The 19,195-nt window shown below is 66.0% G+C and carries 16 protein-coding genes; 10 read left to right on the top strand and 6 right to left on the bottom strand.

The window, feature by feature from the left end:
• Positions 1–42: 42 nt before the first annotated feature.
• Complete coding sequence (locus tag E2481_RS12460) at positions 43–1,308, bottom strand: DUF7096 domain-containing protein (protein ID WP_136717479.1); 1,266 nt, start codon at positions 1,306–1,308, stop codon at positions 43–45.
• 197 nt (positions 1,309–1,505) lie between these two features.
• Between E2481_RS12460 and E2481_RS19020 the strand changes: the two genes are divergently transcribed.
• From E2481_RS19020 to E2481_RS12435, 5 genes are all read left to right on the top strand, one after another.
• On the top strand, positions 1,506–2,657 hold the full coding sequence (locus tag E2481_RS19020) for a helix-turn-helix transcriptional regulator (protein ID WP_136717478.1): 1,152 nt from the start codon (positions 1,506–1,508) through the stop codon (positions 2,655–2,657).
• A 170-nt stretch (positions 2,658–2,827) separates the two neighbouring features.
• Entirely contained in the window at positions 2,828–3,622 is a 795-nt protein-coding gene (locus E2481_RS12450) for an electron transfer flavoprotein subunit beta/FixA family protein (RefSeq protein WP_136717477.1), read from the top strand.
• Positions 3,619–4,590: an electron transfer flavoprotein subunit alpha/FixB family protein gene (locus E2481_RS12445; RefSeq protein WP_136717476.1), complete on the top strand. Its 972-nt coding sequence runs from the start codon at positions 3,619–3,621 to the stop codon at positions 4,588–4,590. Before E2481_RS12450 ends, E2481_RS12445 begins: the two co-directional genes overlap by 4 nt.
• A gap of 371 nt (positions 4,591–4,961) precedes the next feature.
• The gene (locus E2481_RS12440) at positions 4,962–6,023 is read left to right on the top strand and encodes a zinc-dependent alcohol dehydrogenase family protein (RefSeq protein ID WP_136717475.1); all 1,062 of its coding nucleotides are present in this window, start codon (positions 4,962–4,964) and stop codon (positions 6,021–6,023) included.
• A 65-nt stretch (positions 6,024–6,088) separates the two neighbouring features.
• Positions 6,089–6,931: a polyprenyl synthetase family protein gene (locus E2481_RS12435; protein WP_136717474.1), complete on the top strand. Its 843-nt coding sequence runs from the start codon at positions 6,089–6,091 to the stop codon at positions 6,929–6,931.
• A 386-nt stretch (positions 6,932–7,317) separates the two neighbouring features.
• Here E2481_RS12435 and E2481_RS12430 read toward each other — a convergent pair whose 3' ends face one another.
• From E2481_RS12430 to E2481_RS12420, 3 genes are all read right to left on the bottom strand, one after another.
• Positions 7,318–8,397 carry a DUF373 family protein gene (locus E2481_RS12430; protein WP_136717473.1) on the bottom strand — a complete coding sequence of 360 codons (1,080 nt, stop codon included), beginning with the start codon at positions 8,395–8,397 and terminating at the stop codon, positions 7,318–7,320.
• 89 nt (positions 8,398–8,486) lie between these two features.
• Positions 8,487–11,843 carry a PAS domain-containing protein gene (locus E2481_RS12425; protein WP_136717472.1) on the bottom strand — a complete coding sequence of 1,119 codons (3,357 nt, stop codon included), beginning with the start codon at positions 11,841–11,843 and terminating at the stop codon, positions 8,487–8,489.
• An 89-nt stretch (positions 11,844–11,932) separates the two neighbouring features.
• Positions 11,933–12,487 (bottom strand): DUF1684 domain-containing protein, encoded by a 555-nt coding sequence (locus tag E2481_RS12420; RefSeq protein WP_136717558.1) that lies wholly within the window; start codon positions 12,485–12,487, stop codon positions 11,933–11,935.
• A 352-nt stretch (positions 12,488–12,839) separates the two neighbouring features.
• Here E2481_RS12420 and E2481_RS12415 point away from each other — a divergent pair, with 352 nt between their 5' ends.
• The 4 genes from E2481_RS12415 to E2481_RS12400 all read left to right on the top strand — a co-directional run bounded on the left by E2481_RS12415 (position 12,840) and on the right by E2481_RS12400 (position 16,680).
• A complete protein-coding gene (locus E2481_RS12415; RefSeq protein WP_136717471.1) occupies positions 12,840–14,255 on the top strand; it encodes an FAD-dependent oxidoreductase in 1,416 nt (471 codons plus the stop codon).
• Positions 14,256–14,285: 30 nt separating this feature from the next.
• Positions 14,286–14,915, top strand: coding sequence for a class I SAM-dependent methyltransferase (locus E2481_RS12410; protein WP_136717470.1), 630 nt, complete (start codon positions 14,286–14,288; stop codon positions 14,913–14,915).
• A 195-nt stretch (positions 14,916–15,110) separates the two neighbouring features.
• On the top strand, positions 15,111–15,515 hold the full coding sequence (gene trxA, locus E2481_RS12405; protein WP_136717469.1) for a thioredoxin: 405 nt from the start codon (positions 15,111–15,113) through the stop codon (positions 15,513–15,515).
• Between the two features lie 169 nt (positions 15,516–15,684).
• On the top strand, positions 15,685–16,680 hold the full coding sequence (locus tag E2481_RS12400) for a radical SAM protein (RefSeq protein WP_136717468.1): 996 nt from the start codon (positions 15,685–15,687) through the stop codon (positions 16,678–16,680).
• A gap of 80 nt (positions 16,681–16,760) precedes the next feature.
• Here E2481_RS12400 and E2481_RS12395 read toward each other — a convergent pair whose 3' ends face one another.
• Entirely contained in the window at positions 16,761–16,949 is a 189-nt protein-coding gene (locus E2481_RS12395; protein WP_136717467.1) for a DUF5786 family protein, read from the bottom strand.
• Positions 16,950–17,068: 119 nt separating this feature from the next.
• On the opposite strand from E2481_RS12395, the gene E2481_RS12390 reads away from it, so the two are divergent.
• Positions 17,069–17,917: an alpha/beta fold hydrolase gene (locus E2481_RS12390; protein WP_169302435.1), complete on the top strand. Its 849-nt coding sequence runs from the start codon at positions 17,069–17,071 to the stop codon at positions 17,915–17,917.
• 70 nt (positions 17,918–17,987) lie between these two features.
• On the opposite strand, the gene E2481_RS12385 is transcribed toward E2481_RS12390, so the two are convergent.
• The gene (locus E2481_RS12385; protein WP_136717465.1) at positions 17,988–19,103 is read right to left on the bottom strand and encodes a hypothetical protein; all 1,116 of its coding nucleotides are present in this window, start codon (positions 19,101–19,103) and stop codon (positions 17,988–17,990) included.
• Between the last annotated feature and the right edge of the window lie 92 nt (positions 19,104–19,195).

The raw sequence follows: 19,195 nt of genomic DNA, 5'->3' as shown, positions 1-19,195 counted from the left end.
GTCTGGTCGCGTTCCGATATATGAACGTTCGGTCGTTCCGGCTCAGTTTCCGTCGAGTTGGAGCGTGACTCGCTCGCCGGCACTGGTGGTTGCGTTGAGCGTCACGGGGCCGTGTGGCTGAATGGCCCAGAGTGCGCCGTCCGAACCCGTCTGTCCCACGAACTGCCCGTTGAGGGTGACGCGAGCGTCGACGGGTTCGCCCGTTTCGTCGACGACGCTGACGTTCATCGGGCCGCTCTCGTGGCTCAATCGGGCCCGGACGCCGAGGGCGTCGGTGCTGTTGGTCGCGTTGCCCGTAAGCGGGAGCCGAGAGAGGCGCTTTTCCTGGGTTTCCCGGAACACGTTGGTCGTCGTGCCGTCGATGTAGCTGACCAGTTGTCCCTGGGTGTGGTCGACGCTGATCTGGTAGATGGGGGTACTTCCGTAGCCCGTGGCCGAGGGCGTCGTGATGGCGTTCTCGAACGTCCAGGGGTAGAGGGTTTGTGCGCGCTCGTACGCGGTACTGATCGGTGCTTGTTCGCCCTGTTTGAACTGGTCGGGGCCCGGTTGCTGGTACTCGTCGGCGAGCAACGCCTCGCGGACGTACCGGTTCCCCGCGAGTCGGGCGAGGATGATCCCGTCGTTGGTCGTTTCGATGTAGACGCCGAACGCGTCGTCTTCACCGGACACGGAGCGACGGACGTTCGTTCTGACCGGCCCCTGCAGGATGATCGGTTCGACTCTGAGGCTCTCCAGGCGCGTCCGCAGGGAGTTGGGCAGTGAGTAGCCGGGCGTGCGACTGGTCGTCCGGAGCACGGTTCCGATATACGTATCGAAGCGTTGGGCCTCGGCGTCGATGACGGCGAGTCGCTGGAGGAACGCTTCCGCGGACAGTTCCCCGCGGTTGTACGCCGAGACTGCGCGCTGCTGTCGGTCCTGGAGGGCCGCCGTTCGGTTGTCGATACGATTCGCCGTTCGCTCGACGATCGCCGTTCGAGCCGTCGAGTTGTCGGCCGACCGGAACGCCTGGAGGGTCGCGGTCTCGTTGAACGACGTCCGGAGTCGGCCGTTGTCCATGGCGACCGTGCCGGCCACGTCGAGCGTGGCGTTCCCGAACTCGGCGGACGATCTCGTCTGGCCGGACAGCGAGAGGTAGTCAGACGAGTTCTGTACCGTGTCGATGGGGGCGGTGGACGGCTGCTGGCCGGCGGTGTCCGTGCCGGTGGCCGGTCCGGCGTCCGCGTCGGCCGGAAGCGGAACTGGGGCCCCGGCCGCGACGGTCGCCGTCGCGACGAGTAGTGCCACCAGTGCGGGGAGCGTGGGACGCATCACCTTCCCCATTGACACGCCGGTACAAAAACCCGTCCGACTTCACTGCCGGTTTCTCCGCCCGCACCGACCGCTTTTTGTTGTCGTACCAACCAGTAAATGGTGGGTTTAGCGGCGCTTAGACGTTTCAAAACGACCGCTGACGTTTTATTTTCGGATAGAAAGTATTTTCCCCGAGGCGCAACGAGTGGGTCACTATGTTGTCGCGGGCACGTGTCGCCCTGTTAGCCCTCCTCTTGGTCCTCGTGACAGCTGGACAGGCCGGCGGTGTAGCCGTCGCTGGTCAATCGCCGGTCGCGGACCGACCAGCACAGACCAGTGACGCGGCTACGCCCCAGCCGAGCGAGACGACCTTCCGGGTTCAGTTACAGCCCAACGGGAGCGCCCGGTGGACCGTGCTGATGAACTTCTCGCTGGGGACGGACGTTCGCAGGGACGCCTTCGAGACCTTCGCTGCACAGTTCGAGGCACGGACCGACTCACGAACCGAGCGCGCCTTCCGGCAGGCGAGCCGGCAGGCCAGCAACGCGACCGGCCGCCAGATGTCGATCACCGACGTGGAACGGACCACTCGGACCACGAACGGGACCGGACAGCTCGTCCTCCGGTTCACCTGGACGAACTTCAGCCGGCAAACGGACGCCTCGCTCCACGTCGACGACGTGTTCAACACGACGAGCGGCACCTGGTTCCGTGAGCTAGATTCGGACCAGTCGCTGGTCATCGTGCCGCCGACGGGGTACTCGCTCGTCGACGCCGCCCCGCCGGGGTATGCGGTGTCGAACGGGTCGCTCCGGTGGGACGGCGAACGGACGTTCGCGCCCGGGGACATCTCGGTGACCTACGAAGAGGTTGACAACGGGGCGTCGCCCCCGGCACCGCCGCTGCTGGCTGCGGCGCTCGTCCTGGCCGGGTTCGGCGTCGTCGCGGTGCTCGCGTACCTGTTCTCGAACAGTGAACTCGCCGTGCCGACCCCGCTGGCGGCGCGAACTGACGGTGACGGGTCGGACGACGACCGGGACGACGGCGGCGCGGCGACGGGAAACCCGGCACCCGGGACGGTGTCGACGCCACCGGACGGTGACGGGCAACCTGACGCTGCGGACGATGGGGTCGACGAGGAACTCCTCTCCGACGAGGAACGTATCGAGCGACTGCTCGACCAGAACGGCGGGCGGATGAAACAGGCCAACATCGTCACCGAGACGGGCTGGTCGAACGCGAAAGTCTCGCAACTGCTTTCGGCGATGGACGAGGACGACCGGATCGACAAGCTCCGAATCGGGCGCGAGAACCTCATCTCGTTCCCCGACGAGGACATCACCGACACGAACGGCGACGAACCCTGACTGGAAGCCTGTTTCGACAAGTTGTTACGATTGGTAGAATTTCTGCCGCGGAATCGTTTCGATGGAAGCCGAACCGGCGAAATAATGTTCCGATAAACGAATGAACAGTTAGCAGTGTTTCAGCCGTTCGGAAACGTTTATCCGGCACGAATCGAGAGTCTCTGATGAGCATGAAGATTCTTGTCACGGTAACGGAGGTGGCGGAAGTCGAAGACGAGTTCGAGGTCGCTGGCGATGACATCGCCGAGCAGTATCTCGAATACGATCTCAACGAGTGGGACGACTACGCCATCGAGGAAGCCGTTCAAATCAGCGAGGAAAACGACGACGTCGAAGTCGTCACCGCCACGATCGGCCCGGAGCGCTCCGAGGAGACCATCCGGATGGCGCTGGCGAAGGGCGCCGACCGCGCCGTGCGTGTCTGGGACGACGCCATCGAGAGCGCCGACTACCTCGACACCGACTCGAAGGCCGACCTGCTGGCCGCGGTTGTCGAGGAGGAAGACCCCGATCTCGTGCTGTCGGGCGTCCAGTCGGCCGACGAGGCCAACGGCGCGACGGGCGTCACGCTCGCCGAGAAGATCGGCTTCCAGTGGGCGGCGGTCGTCAACGACCTCGATCTGGACATCGAGGGCGGCGTCGCGAGCGTCCACCGCGAACTCGAAGGCGGCGTCGAGGAACTCACCGACGTCGAGTCCCCAGCTGTGCTGACCATCCAGTCCGGGATCAACGAGCCCCGGTACGCCAGCCTGCGCGGCATCCGCCAGGCCCAGCAGAAACCGCTCGACGTCAAGACCATCGACGACGTCGGCCTCGACGAGAGCGTCGTCGACAGTCCGCTGGCTCAGACGTCGATGTACGAGCCCGAATCCGAGGGCGACGCGACCATCTGGTCGGGCGGCCCGGAGGAGGAAGCCGAACAGCTTGCAGAGTTCCTGCGGGACAAGGGGGTCGTTGACGCATGAGTGACGTACTCGCTGTCACCGAACACCGCCGCGGCGAACTGCGCGACGTGAGCCTGGAGATGGTGTCGGCCGGCCGCGACCTGGCCGACGAGATGGGGGGCGACCTCCACCTGGCCGTCATCAGCGGTGACGTCGACGCGTACGCCGACCAGGTCAACCGCGAGGGCGTCGACGCCATCCACACCGTCGAGTACGGTGAGGAGTTCAACCACGACGTCTACGCGCAGGCCGTCGAACAGCTCGCCGACGACCTCGACGCCGAGTACGTCCTCATGCCCAACTCGGTCAACGGGCTGGACTACGCCCCGGCGGTCGCCGAGGGCCTCTCGCTGCCGCTGGTGACCGACGTGGTCGACTTCTCGGCCGACGGCGAACTGGAAGTCACCCGCGAACAGTACGGTGGCAAGGTCGAGACCACCATCGAGGTCTCCGAAGACCGCGCCGCCATCACCACTCGTCCGGCCGAGTGGCCCCAGGCCGAAGGCCAGGGCGACGCCGAGGTCTCGGCGTTCGACGCCGACATCGACGAGAGCCAGATCCAGTCGACGGTCACCGGCTTCGAGGAAGTCGCTGGCGGCGACGTCGACATCAGCGAGGCGGAGTTCCTCGTCTCTATCGGTCGCGGGATCGAAGAGGAGGAGAACCTCCCGCTCATCGAGGCGCTCGTCGAGGCGACCGACGCGACGCTGTCGTCGTCCCGACCGATCGTCGACAACGGCTGGCTGCCGGCCAACCGGCAGGTCGGCCAGTCCGGGAAGGTCGTCACCCCCGACGTCTACATCGCCATCGGTATCTCCGGCGCTGTCCAGCACGTCGCCGGGATGAAGGGTGCCGACACGATCGTCGCGATCAACACGGACCCGAACGCGCCGATCTACGACCTCGCCGACTACGGGATCGAAGACGACCTCTTCGACGTCGTCCCCGCGCTCATCGAGGAGTTCGGCGGCGAAGTTCCTGACGTATAATCGGTTGGACGGCTGCGAGCGGCGCGAGGCGCGACCAACGGGAGCGCCTCGGAGAGACGAACGGGCGGCGCCCGTGAGTCAGCGAGCAGCCGCTTTTTTGGTCCAGATTTTTCAAGGAGTGGTGGCCGTAGCGAGCCACGCGAGCGAGGCCACCCGACGCAGAAAAAGGTGGATTTGAGGAGTTCGGCGGCGAAGTCCCCGACGTATAATCGGCTAAACGGCTGCGGGCGGCTTTTTCGCTCGGAACCTCTCGCTTTTTGAGCCAATTCGTTCGTGAAGACGACGCTTCGTCTCTTTTACTGGCAACTCCGTCCTGAATATAGACACTATCGTTAACGCTTATCCCGGTACCGGCGAACAATCGTAACAATATGCGCGCAGCAGTTTTAGAGGAACACGGCGAACCACTGTCGGTCGAGGACGTCGAAGCGCCGGAGCCGGAGCCAGACGGCGTCGTCGTCGAGACGGAGGCCTGTGGGATCTGTCGGAGCGACTGGCACGTCTGGCAGGGCGACTGGGAGTGGCTCGGCGTGAAGGCCAAGCCGGGGCAGATCCTCGGCCACGAGCCGGCCGGGCACGTCGTCGCGGTGGGCGACGAAGTCGAGTCGGTACGGGAGGGCGACCACGTCGCCGTTCCGTTCAACCTCGGCGATGGGGCCTGTCCGGAGTGTCGGACGGGCCACTCGAACACGTGTGACAACGGCATCCCGCTGGGGTTCGTCGAACAGGCACCCGGGGCGTTCGCCGAGCAGGTTCACGTCCCATCCGCGGACCACAACGCGGTCGAACTGCCCGACGGTGTCTCCTCCGTCGACATGGCGGGGCTGGGCTGTCGGTTCATGACGTCCTTCCACGGGCTGGCACACCGCGCGGACGTGGATGCGGGTGACTGGGTGGCCGTCCACGGCTGTGGCGGGGTCGGGCTGTCGGCGGTCCACATCGCCGACGCGCTCGGCGCGAACGTCGTCGCCGTCGACCTGACCGAGGAGAAACTCGACCAGGCGGCCGAACTCGGCGCGGTCGAGACGGTCAACGCCGACGAGACCGAGCGCGTGCCGAGCGAGATCAAGGGGATCACCGACGGCGGGGCCGCGGTCAGCGTCGACGCGCTGGGCATCCCCGAGACGAGTCGGAACTCGATACTGAGCCTTGGGAACCGGGGACAGCACCTCCAGATCGGGTTGACGACCGCCGAGGAGGAGGGCTCGATCGAGATCCCGAGCGACGCGATGGTGATGCAGGAGATCGAGTTCCTCGGCTCCTACGGGATGCCGGTGTCGGGGTACGACGAGATCTTCCGGATGGTCGCGACGGACAAGATCGACCCGAGCGCCGTCGTCTCCGAGACGGTCGGGCTCGAAGACGTCTCGGCGAAACTGGCGGCGATGACCGACTACGGGACCGAGGGGATTCCGGTCGTCGACCAGTTCTGAGCGCTGTTCGAGCGGGAACGGTCGTTCCGTCACTCTCAAGCCGCCACAATCCTGAGGGTCGGGTAATGGAGTACCTTGAGAGCCGACGGGCGCGCGTCGAGGAGCGTCTCGAGGAGGTTCTCGACGGCGTCGAACCGTCGGAGTTGGCTGACGAGGTCCGACACGTCACGCTCTCGGGCGGGAAACGCGTCCGACCGACGGTCACCGTGCTCGTCTGTGAGGCCCTCGGCGGCGACCCCGGGGACGCGGTCGATCTCGCCGTCGGCATCGAGCTCGTCCACAACGCCTCGCTGGTGATCGACGACATCATCGACGACTCGGACGTTCGCCGGGGCGTCCCGAGCGCGTGGGCGGAGTTCGGGTTTGGCCCGGCCATCATCGCCTCGGACGGACTGCTCGGCGAGGCCTTCGCACTGTTCTCGGCCGACGAGCGGGCGATGCAGGCCGTCTCGGAGGCGATGGTCGAACTCGGCGAGGGAGAGGCCACGGAACTGGTCGCCCAGCCCGAGACCGAAGACGAGTACATGGAACTGGCCCGACGGAAGACCGGGGCGCTGTTCCGAGCGGCGGCTGAACTCGGTGCGATCGCCGCGGACGCCGACGCCTACACCGTCGAAGCGTTCGGGCAGTACGCCGAGCGCGTCGGGATCGCGTTCCAGATGCGCGACGACGTCCTCGACGCGACGGCGGACGCCGACGACCTGGGGAAACCGACGGGACACGACGAGACGATGGACCGCCCCTCGCTCGTGCAGGTGACCGATCTGACGCCGGCAGAAGCCAACGAGCGGGCGCGGGACCTGTCGGACGACGCGCTGGCCGCCATCTCGGCGGTCGACGTGACGGACTCGCAGGCGCTGGCGTATCTGCAGGATCTCGCGGAGTTCGTGGTTGTTCGGGAACGGTGAGGGCGAGGTTGAGCGGAGCGAAACCTCGAAACGGAACAGCGACGGGGGGAGCCGTGGAGTGAACCGTGAGCGCAGTACGTGAGCGGTGAGGGACCGGAGGTCCCTCTAGCAGGGAGGGACGGAGTCCCTCGGGCAATCGGCCAGAGGCCGATGACAGCCGGCCGTAGGCTGGCGACGGTGAGGGCGAGGTCGAGCAGGGCGAGAGCTTCGCTCTCGCTTGCAGGGCGGGACGCAGTCCCGCGGGCCACCGGACGTAGTCCGGTGACAGCCGGGCGACTCACGGGTCGCCCGGCGACGAAGCGAGACCTCGAAACGGAACGGCGACCGGGGGGAGCCGTGGAGTGTTTCGTGAGCCCAGTTCGCGAACTGTTTTCAGTTGTCGGCAATCACGCCGAGGCCTTGTTCGGGAAGCGCGATTCGGCGACGGCAAAGGCCAGGGTGCTGAAGAGGCCGAGGATGGTCCCGCCCGTGAGGACGGCGGCCAGGTACGACAGCGAGACGTTCCCGAGGAAGTAGGCGCTCACGCCGTGGAGGACGGCGGCGATGGCGAGCACGTAGAAGGGTGCGTTGAGGTAGCGCCACTCGAAGGCGCCGTCGAGGTACTCGTCGGTCACGCGGCCGAGGCTGGAGGTGATGCCGGCGGCGGCGAACCACCGGATAGCTCCGAACAGGAGTGCGGCCAGCACCTCCAGCGCGGAGAGGTTCTCCCCGGCGTTTTGCAGCGATTCGAGCGTCTGGACGCCCTCGACGCCGCCGATGACGAGCAGGGCGGCGGCGACGACGTAGGTGATGAGCGTCACGCGACCGGCATAGAGCACGGAGCGACCGCGTTCGACGGCGGCGTCGAGCGCGCGCTCCGCGCCGAGGCCCCGTCCCAGGACGTACAGGCCGAGCAATCCCGACGTAAAGCCGAAGACGGCTCCCGGCAGGCCGAGGTGGTCGGCGATGATCGCGAGCGGGTAGATGAGCAACAGGATGCCCAGGGGGACGAGGATGGTCCCGCGCGTCTCGGGGTCGTCGAGGACCTGCTTGATGGTGTAGTACATCGATTCCAGGTCCTGGGCCTGGCGAACGACGACTCGACGGACGCTGTCGATGGTGACCCGTGAGCGGATGACCGGGAGGACCGATTCGTCCTGTGCGCCGTCGGTGACGACGATGGCGCGCACGTCGTCGCTGGCGGAGATGCTCGCCAGGACGGTGTCGACTTCCTCGCCGACCTTGCGGTTGGCGGCGACGTCGCTCCCGTCTAACCCCGTGACGGCGGCGACTTCGACGGGCTCGTCGGCGAGGTCGTCGTGGAGGTGGATTCCCTCGAACAGGACGTTGACGTCGCTGTCCTCGGGGTCTTCGGTCGCGAGCGCGACGGCGGCGTCCTCGACGGCGTCCCTGCCGATGACCGGCGTCTCCAGCCCCGTCTTCCGGCCGAGGTCGTCGTCCAGGTCCACACACAGGACCAGCAGCATCACCCGATGGTTCGCCACTGTGGCTTATTTGCTTTTGGGCACGCCGATGTCGCCGGCGTTCGTCCCCGCTGGTCGCCTGATCGTCGTTTTCATTCGGCTTTCGGGAGTTCGACGTGGAACACCGCGCCGTCGGGGTCGTTGTCACCGGACTGCGTCCGGTTGCCTGCGGAGCTCCGCTCCGCTCTGTCGCTGATCCACACGCCGCCGCCGTACTGCTCGACGAGCGTGGCCACGAGATAGAGACCGATGCCGGTCCCGTCGCTCTCCAGGCCCTTTTCGCCTTTGCCGAAGATCTCGCTTCGCTGGGCTTCGGGGATGCCCGGGCCGTTGTCGGCGACGTCGACGACGACGCTGTCCTCGCGCTGGGTGGCCGAGACCACCACTTCGGGGACCGCCTTGTCGTTGTGTTCGATCGCGTTTTTCAGTAGATTGCGGAAGACAGACTGCAACATCTCGTTCGCACGGACCTCCACGTCGGGCAACTGGCCCTCGACGGCCACGACGGCGTCCGTGTGTTCGGAGCGGATCTCGTCGACCTGCTGTTCGAGGACCAGCGCCAGGTCGGTTCGGTCGTGCTCGGCGTCGGTCTGGAGCATGACGTCGGCGAGGTCTCGCGCCGACTTGGTGAGTTCGACCGCGTTCTCGGTGCTCTCGATCACCGTCTCGAGATACTCCGCGCCGGTGTCGTCGACCCGGTCTTCCAGCAGTTCCGCGTAGGCCAACACCAGCTGGAGGTCGTTCCTGATGTCGTGGCGGACCATCTGGTTGAGTATCTCGAGGTTGTCACGCTGCTGTTTCAGCCGCTGTTCGTACTCCTTGCGCTCGGTGATGTCGAGGATGACGCCGTCGAAGTACGTCCGAGCGCCCGTCTCGTTGGTGATTGCGGTCACTGACGCCCAGAAGGGGTCGCCGGCGAGGGTCTCCAGCCGGAGTTCCGCTTCCGTGACGATGCCCTCCTCGTCGACGCGGTCGGAGAACGCCTCGCGCTGGTTGGGGTCGGCGTAGAGTTCGCTCACGGCCGTCTCACACAGCTGTGTCGCCGATTCGGCGTCGAACATCTCGACCATCGCGGGGTTCACTTCGACGAACTCGCCGTCCTCGCCCGGCGTGTTCCGGTAGATGCCGACCGGGACGTTGTCGACGAGTTCCTTGTAGCTCTCGAGTTCCCGCTCGTACTCCCTGCGTTCGGTGATGTCGTGGATGACCGAGAACAGCAACTCCTCGTCACCGTCCGGGATCGGCGAGGAGTGGACCTCGACGGTCCGGGTTTCGCCCGAGGCGAGCTCGTGCTCGAAGACGAAGTGATTCCGCTCTTCGCGTTCGGCGCGTTTTCGCTCGGTCGCCACTTCCTCGGCGCACTGGCAGTTGATCTCGTCGATGTCCATCCCGGTCAATTCGTCCCACGAGTAGCCGTAGAACTCGGTGGCCGCGTCGTTGGCGTCCTCGATCCTGCCCGAATCCGGCTCGATGAGCAACATCGGGGCGCTGTGGCGCTGGAACATCATGCGGAACCGCGCCTCGCGGCGGCGCAGTTTGCTCTCCATCTCCTTGCGCGCCGTGATGTCGCGGTTGACTGCGACGAACGCTTCGATCTCCCCGTCGTGGCCCTCGATCGGGGCCACCGTCTGGTCGGCGTAATACTCGGTGCCGTCGGCCCGCTCGTTGACGACTTCGCGTTTCCACACCTCCCCGGACAGAATCGTGTCCCACATCTCCTCGAAGTACGCCTCGTCGTGTCGCCCCGAATTGAGGATGTGGGGCGTCTCGCCGACGGCCGCCTCGGCCGCGTAGCCGGTTTGCTCCTCGAAGGCCGAGTTGACGTACTCGATGGTGCCGTCGGTGTCGGTGATGTAGACGGCGTGGGCCGCCTGCTCGACGGCTTTTCTGAACCGGCGGCTGTCTCGCTCGCTCGCTTTCCGGTCCGTGATGTCGCGACTGAGCGCGATGAACCGTGGCTCCCCGCCGATTTCGACTTTGTTTATCCAGAGTTCGACCGGGAACGTCGAGCCGTCCTTCCGTCGGTGTCTGCTCTCGAGTTTCCACTTGTCCCCGACGTCGAGCCGTGCCCACTTGCTCGTCAGCTCTTCGGCGTCGATCCCCGTCTCGATGTCGGCGGCGTTCATCGACAGCAACTCCTCGCGGCCGTAGCCGAGGTCGGCGACGGTCTGGTCGTTGACGTCGAGGATGGCCCCGTCGCCGTCGTGGACGATTATCGCGTCGGGGGACTGCTCGAACAGCGCGCGCTGTCGCTTCTGGCTCTCCAGCAACTCGCGTTCGCGCTCCCGCCGCTCGGTCACGTCGCGAGCGACGACGATGGCTTTCCGCTCGCCGTCCGAGACGAACGACGAGAACTGATACTCGACGACGACCTCGCCGCTCGGCAGTTTCAGTCGCCCCTCCAGTCGGTCCGGCTCGGCGCCGTTCTCGTGGTCGAACACGTCCCGGAGCGCGCGCTCGAAGCGTTCCGGAGCCCCCTCGTCCACGACGAACTCGCTGACCAGCGACGTGACCGACCGGCCGACGAGGTCCTCGGTCGAGCGGCCGGTGTAGGCGGTGGCCGACCGGTTCGCGTACTCGAGTTGCCGGTCCGCGCCGACGACGAACGCCATCTCGTCCATGTTCTCCGCGAGTGCCTCGTAGCGCTCGAGTTCGCGTTCGCGCTCCTTGCGCTCGGTGATGTCCTGGAACACGCCGCGGAGCAACTCGACGTTGCCCTCGGCGTCGGTCACGACCTCGCCCCGCGATCGCACGTCCCGAACGTCGCCGTCGGCTCGGACGATGCGCAGATCGGTGTCGTAGAACTCGCCGTCCTCGAGTGCGCGTGCGATGAGCCGCTCGATTTCGTCCCGGTCCGCCGGGTGATAGAACTCGATGGCGTCCGCCATCGTCGGCTCGAAAGACTCGTCGACGCCGTGTATCTCGCGGACGCCGGCCGACCACGTCAACTCCTCGGTCGTCGGGTCGTACTCCCAGATTCCAACGTCGGCGAGGTCCTGTACCCGCTCGAACAGCTCGCGTTGCTGTTCGAGTTCCGTCGTCTGCTGCCGTTCGGAGACGTCGCGGACGACGCCGGTGAACACCGTCTCCCCGTCGTACTCGTGTTCGGTCACAGAGAGCGAAAGCGACCGCTCACGACCGCTGTCGGTCTCCACCCTGAGCTGGAGCTCGCTCCCGGCCGTGTCCGGTTCACAGACGGCCTCTTCCAGCCGTTCGAGCTCGTCACGCCGGCGTCGCTCGGGGATGACGGCCTCCAGTTGGCGGCCGACCAGCGTCTCCGGTTCGTATCCGAGCACCCGTTCGACGGCCGGATTGGCGAACAGGACCGTCAGCTCCCGGTCGACGGTAATGACGGCTGCCGGAACGTGTTCGGCGACCGCGCGACAGAACCCGCCGTCCAGCGTGTCTGCCCACGTATCTGCCTCGTCGTCGGTGCTGACAGGGGGCATCTACCGCACACTTATTGGTAGCCCGTAATTAAAACTGGAGAACCGATCCAACATATTGAGATTAGGGTCCGCGGTCGTGTCGGGCCTGCTCACGACGTGTGTCCTCCCTCGTAGTCTTTCTCGCCGGCTTCGATCGGGACGTCGAGCCAGTTGTCGGTCGGCGGGAGCGGACACTCGTACTGGTCGGCGTACGCGCACGTGGGATTGTACGCCTGGTTGAAATCGAGGATCCACGTGCCGTCGTCGGTTCGGTGCTCCGCCGCCTCCAGGTCGAGATACCGGCCCGCTCCGTAGGTCTCCGCGCCGCTGGTCGCGTCCCGGAACGGGACCCAGAGACGGTCCTCGTCCGGGTCGGACTTGTAGGCGACCAGCGTCACCTGCTCGTCGTCGACGCTGAAGGTGAACTCCCCCCAGGCGAGGTACTCCCGCTCGCCCTCGCTGCTGGTCCCGACGGTGACGACTGCCTTGTCCGCGTACTCCTCGAGGGGGAGTTCGTACCGGTAGTCGGGGTCGATCGGATAGTAGTTCAGTCCCTCGAAGGCCTCCTGTTCGGCCGGAGGAAGGGGCGAGCGGTGCGCGTCGGCGAAGAAGTCGTCTTTCTGTCGCCGCTGGGTCTCGATGTCGGCTTGCCAGTTGGATTTCATGATGACGATGTCCGTTCGATTACCCGTCGGTGCCGCGGTGGCAGCCGGCGTCGTGCTCCGTGCCGAGCGTGACCGACTGCGCTCCGAGGTCTGCCGTTCATAGCCGGGTGGTGAGCGACTCGCTGCCACTGTTGTAGTATTGTACTCTTCACACAAAAACGTTGTCGGCGTGACCGACCTGGCAGCCGATCCTGGCCTCGACGGGCTGTCGGCGGTACGATACAAGTGTGCTCTTTCGTTCGCACGATTGGTCGTGGGGGCTCCTCTGCGGCGCCCGGCGATTCGGTGCGCCGCCGACAGAATTGTCTCTGATGGGCAATACTTTATTAGGTCCCCGGTCGAACGATCAGGTATGAGCGATCCAGTCGTAATCGTCGGTGGCGACGCCGCGGGGATGAGTGCCGCGAGCAAGTTCAAGCGGGACGCCGAGGACCAGGCGGTCGTCGTCTTCGAGAAGGGCGAGTGGGTGTCCTACGGGGCCTGTGGCCTCCCCTACTACGTGAAAGGCGAGGTGGAGACGCTGGAGGACCTGGTGTCGGTGACGCCCGAGGCGTTCGTCGAGGAGCGGGGGGTCGACCTCCGGACGAACCACGAGGTGACGGCCATCGACCGGGACGAGCGGACGGTGACCGTCGAGGGACCGGACGGGGAGTTCGAGCAGGCCTACAGCGACCTCCTCGTCTCGACGGGGGCGCGTGCGGTCGAGCCCCCGCTCGACGGGATGGACCTGGCGGGCGTGTTCACCCTTCACGACATGAACGAGGGGGCGGAGATCCGCCAGTACCTCGGCCTCGACACGCCTGCGCTGGACCTGCCCGCGATAGGCTACGGTGAGGTCGCTGCCGAGTACGCCGACGCCGAAGACCCCGAGGCCGTCGGTATCATCGGCGGCGGCTACGTCGGCATCGAGATGGCCGAGGCGTTCGCCGCACACGGGCTGGACGTGCACATGTTCGAGATGTTGCCCCACACGCTCCAGCCCTTCGGCCCCGAAGCCGCCGCGACCGTCGAGGACCACCTCCGCGAGCAGGGGGTCGATCTCCACCTCGATACGGCCGTCGACGGGATGGTGGGGGACGACAGCGTCGAGCGCATCGTGGCTGGTGACGACGAGGTGCCGGTGGACCTGGCGCTGGTCGGCGTCGGCGTCGCCCCGAACGCCGAACTCGCCGAGGACGCGGGGATCGAACTGGGTCCCACCGGGGCCATCGCGACCGACGAGTACGGGCAGACGAACGACGAGCACGTCTACGCGGCCGGCGACTGCGCCGAGGCGACCCACGTCGTCACGGGCGAACCCGATCACGTGCCCCTCGCGCTGACGGCCAACCGCGCCGGCCGGGCCATCGGGGCGACGCTCGCGGGCGACCCGACGCCGGTCGGCGAGATCGCGGGGACCGCCGCCGTGAAAGCGTTCGAACTCGAGGTCGCACGCACGGGCATCATCGACGAGGAGCGGGCCGAAGCGGCCGGCTTCGACCCCGTCTCGGTGACGATCACGGCGCCGTCCCGCGCGCACTACTACCCGGGCGGCGAGGAGATCGAGATCAAACTGGTCGGGGATCGCGAGAGCGAGCGCGTCCTCGGTGCCAGCATGGTCGGCCGCGAGGGCGTCGCCAAGCGCATCGACACCGTCGCGACGGCGCTGCACGCCGAGCTGACCGTCGGCCAGCTCTCGTATCTCGACCTGGCGTACGCGCCGCCGTTCAGTCCGGTCTGGGACCCGGTGCTGACGGCCGCGAAGGTCCTCGACGGCAAACTCTCGTAAGCCGGGCGACCGAACGCTGATACGAGGCCCATGCCCATCATCGACCCCTTCGAACGTCACACCGACCGCTACGACCAGTGGTTCGAGGCCAACGACCTCGCTTTCGAGTCCGAACTGGCGGCCGTCCGGTCGCTCCTGCCGGACGGCGAGGCCGTCGAAATCGGGGTCGGGAGCGGGCAGTTCGCCGCGCCGCTCGACGTGGAACTCGGCGTCGACCCGTCCCCGGCGATGCTCGCGCGAGCGCGTGACCGCGGCGTCGTCCCCGTGCGTGGCGTGGCCGAAGCCATGCCGCTCCGGAGCGAGAGCGTGGACGCCGCGCTCATGGTGACGACGATCTGTTTCGTCGACGACCTCGACGCCGCGCTGGCCGAGGCCCGCCGCGTGCTCCGTCCGGGTGGACGGCTCGTCATCGGCTTCGTCGACCGTGACAGTCCTCTGGGTGAGACCTACCAGGAAACGCAGGACTCGAACCCGTTCTACCGGGACGCGACCTTCCGCGGCGTCGCGGAACTCCGCGAGGCGCTCGCCGACGCCGGCTTCGGCGAACTCTCGGCCGTCCAGACGTTGTTTGCCGACCCGACCGCGCTCGAAGACCCCGAACCCGTCGAATCGGGCTGGGGAAACGGATCGTTCGTCGTCCTCGCGGCGACTCCCGACTGACTGTCCGCTTCGTCCCTCGTACTGCATTGCTTAAATTAGACAATATTGTACTGGTTCGACAATCTCCACCTCCGATTTTTCGGCCAAGGGCGCTAGAATCGCTCGTATTGTTGGGGTCTGCCGGTAGTACTGTCTTGTGGTATTGTGGGGCTAACGAAAAACTATTTATTGCCCCGGTCCGTAGGTAGGGACGAGATGTCAGAAGCCGACGAACTCGACGAGATCCGCGAACAGAAAGCCGAGGAGTTACGCGAACAGGCGGACGGGGGCGTTGCGGTCGCGCCGGACGAGCCGATCCACGTCGAGGGGGCGGACCACTTCGAGGACCTCCTCTCGGAGTACGACGTGGTGTTCGTCGACTTTTACGCCGACTGGTGTGGGCCCTGCAAGATGCTCGAGCCGACCGTCGAGGCGCTCGCGGCCGAGACCGAGGCGGCCATCGCGAAGGTTGACGTCGACCAGCACCAGGGGCTCGCCAGCCAGTTCCAGGTACAGGGCGTGCCGACCATGATCCTCTTTGCCGACGGGGAGGCCGTCGAGCAGGTCGTCGGCGTCCGCGACGAGGACTCGCTGGCCCAGCTCATCGCCCAGCACGCCTGAGGCGACGCCACACGCTCCGTCGTTCCCCTTACCCGTTTCCCATCCCCTCTCGTTCCCCACCCCACTTTCTTCCGTTTCAGCTGTCCGCACGCTCCGGGTCGCGCCAGTTGCGGCCGGCGGCCCCAAGTCGCACGCTTTTTGCCGCTCGGTCGGGAAGGGAGAGTAACCGATGCACTCCAAGGGCTGTGAACAGTGCGCCAAAGGCGGCAAGATGGTGCTGTTCGTCTACGGCTACTGTGACCAGCGCGATTGCTTTTACTGTCCGCTCGGCGAGAACCGCAAGAACGTCACGGACGTCTACGCCAACGAGCGCCTGGTCGAGGACGACGAGGACGTCATCACCGAAGCGAAGCGGATGGACGCCCTGGGAACATCTATCACGGGTGGTGAGCCACAGGAAGCGATGGCCAAGACCACCCGGTATCTCTCGCTTTTGAAAGACGAGTTCGGCGAGGACCACCACACGCACCTCTACACCGGTATCACCGGCGGTCGGGAGAACATGCGAAAGCTCTCGGAAGCGGGCCTGGACGAGATTCGCTTCCACCCGCCATTCGAGCTGTGGGGCGACCTCCACGAAACCGAGTGGGAGGACATCCTCTACATCGCTCGCGAGGAGGGGCTGACGCCTGCCTTCGAGATCCCGGGCATCCGGCCCGAGGAGGAGTTCCTCGAACTCATCGACGAGGGCGCGGCGGAGTTCTGTAACATCAACGAGTTCGAGATGTCCGACGGCAACTTCCGCCGGATGAAAGAGCAGGGCTACGAACTGAAAGACGGCCACATGAGCGCCGTCGAGGGATCACGCGAAGAGATCCTCGACGTGATGGGCGACCACGAGAAGGTGTACTTCTGTACGTCCGTGTTCAAGGACGCCGCCCAGCACCGCCGGCGGCTCAAGCGGATGGCCCGGACGATTCGCCGGCCGTTCGACGAGGTGACCGACGACGGGACCCTCGTCTACGGGAAGGCGATGGTCGACGGCGACCGGTTCGAGTCCCTGGGCGTCCCCGAGGAGTTCTACACCGTCAAGTCCGACCACGTCGAGGTCGCGTGGTGGCTCTTAGAGGAGATGATCGAGGAGGGCGACCTCGACGAGGGCGAGATCGTCGAGCAGTACCCGACCTACGATGGTCAAGTGGTGGAGCGGACGCCGGTCGCGTAGACTGACCGTTCTCGCTGCGGAATCGTGGCATTGTTCCTGAACGGGCCAAGCGCAGAAAACTGAGGAATTCGGAGAGCGTCTTACTCGTCTTCGTCGTCGTCGGTCTTCATGTGCTGGAGCTGGTCGACCAGCTCGTCGGTGGATTTCTCGGTCTCGAAGGACACCTCGCCGTCGGTGTCGTTCTCGTGGACGTTGATGGCCTCGGTCTCGTCGTCCTCGTCGACACTCTGGTCCTTCTGCTCGGATTCATCGTAGCTTCCAAATCCCATGGTGTAGAGTACAGGTGGCTACTGGTACTAAACGGTCGTGGTCCGGCGGCACTGTGGTGATGGTTCTCTCACGCGTGCCTGGACCGGGACTTTTGAGGGAGCCCGGTGAACCGACGGGCATGGCTCGCAGCGACCAGTTTATCACCGTCGACGACTTCGAACTCCACTACTCCGCCTGGGGCGACCCCGAAAACCCGCCCGTCCTCTGTGTTCACGGTCTCTCGCGCGTGGGTCGGGACTTCGATCCCCTGGCGGCCGCGCTCGAAGACGACTATCACGTCGTCTGTCCGGACATGCCCGGCCGGGGACTGAGCCAGTGGGCCGAAGAGCCGTCCGAGCGGTACACGAACGGGGCCATGGTCGAGGTACTCGTCGGACTGTGTGACCAACTGGGCTTCGACTCCCTGGGCTACGTCGGTACCTCGATGGGTGCCGGGCTCGGGATGGCGCTGGCCGCCGGCCCGCTTGCCGACCGCATCACGCATCTGGTCGTCAACGACATGCCACCGAACCCGGAGACCGACTCCTCGCCGGAAGCGCTCGGACGGATCATGGAGTACGTCCCGGACCCCCCGACCTTCGACCGCGTGACGGAACTGGAGGCGTACTACAGGGACCTCTACCAGGGCCGGTTCGGTGCCATGAGCGACGACGAGTGGCGGCGACTCACAGTCACGTCGGCGCGACGGACAAGCGACGGAGCGGTTGCGCCCGCCTACGACCCCGACATCCTGGTCGAGGACGAGGACGACGAAGACGGCCCCGACCCGTGGGCGGTCTGGGAGCGCATCGAGTCCGAGATTTTGATCCTTCGAGGGCAGAATTCTGAAATCCTCCCACAGGAGCCCTACGAACGGATGCAGGAGGTCCAGCCCGGCGCGGAGACGCTCGAAGTCGACTGCGGCCACGCGCCGTCGCTGAACACCGACGACCAGATCGAGACGATTCAGGAACTCCTGGCGCTGTAGGTGGGCGGAAAACGGACGAGAACTCGGGGTCGACCGGTGCTCGAAGAGGATTCGGACCCGTCCGCTGCTTTCAGAACTCCTGCTCGTAGTGTGCGATGATCTCGCCGACGCTGTCGATCCGCTCGACGGCGACCTCGGAGGTCCGCAGTTGCGAGACCGCGCTCTCGAACTCCTGGTCGTGTGTGTCCCATTCGTACTCGTCGGCCGCGCTGGCGGCGTCAGCGAGGTCGTGTGCCCCCGTCGCGAGCGCGTTCGTGACCGAACGGAGTTCGGACACTGCTGACGCGAGCGATTCCGGCGTGTCGAGCGCGTTCAGCGTGTCGTTGGCCGTGCCGAACGTCCGGGTCGCGGTCGAGTACAACTCGGCGGCGCTGTCGTAGTCCTCGTCGGTGAACTCGTCGTTCCCGTCGATGAAGGCTTCGAGACCGTCGGCGATCGTTTCCACGGTGTTCGCGAGCGTGCCGAAGGCAGTCACCTCCCGCTGCAGTTGTTCGACCTTCCGGTCGTAGTCGTCCTCGGAGAGGGCATCGAACGCCTGCATGTCGGCCCGGTCGGTCTCCGACCGGAGGGTTTCGAGGTGGCTCTCGGCGGTGTCGCGGCGGTCGCGCAACTGGCTGAGCTGGTCGGGAAGGGTTGCGAACTGCTCGGCGTAGAGGCGGCCGTGGACGAACTCGAACTTCGAGTAGGTTCCCTCAAGGTTCGACTGACACCGGATGGCGGTCGTGAGGAAGTCCGCGACGCCCGAGAGGCGTTCGACGTCCTCGTCGACGTAGCTCGGCGCTCCGTTCAGGACCTGGCGGGCGTCGCTGGCCGGACTCGTTACGTTCGAGACGCTGACGTCCGTCGCGGCGGTCACGTCGAGCAGCGTCGGCTCGCTCGTCTCGGCGAAGGCCAGATACCCGGACAGCGACTCCGCCAGATGTCCGCGTGCGGTCTCGATCGCGCCGGCGACTTCCCGTTCGCTCTCCGACGGCGTGTCGGTCGCCGTGTCGGTGTGCTGGTCGGTCGTCGGTTCCGATCCGTCGGTCGTCTGGAGGGTGTCGGTCGGCACAGTTCCCGTGGCGGTCTCGTCGGTCGCACTGCCCGGCGCCCCGTCCGTGACCGTCGTCTGTGGCGGCGGGACGATCTCCGAGCAACCGGCCGAGAACAGGGCTCCGACAGTAGCGAGGATCGTTCGGCGGCGCATCACCTCGGAGATATCTCGACCACGATGTTAATTCTGACTATCGGATGTATCTTCACCGACAGCTCACGTCGCCAGCCCCCTCCGTTTCACCT

The sequence above is a fragment of the Halorientalis salina genome, from assembly GCF_005049285.1.
Classification (GTDB): domain Archaea; phylum Halobacteriota; class Halobacteria; order Halobacteriales; family Haloarculaceae; genus Halorientalis; species Halorientalis salina.
This window is presented reverse-complemented; position numbering and strand designations above follow the sequence as displayed.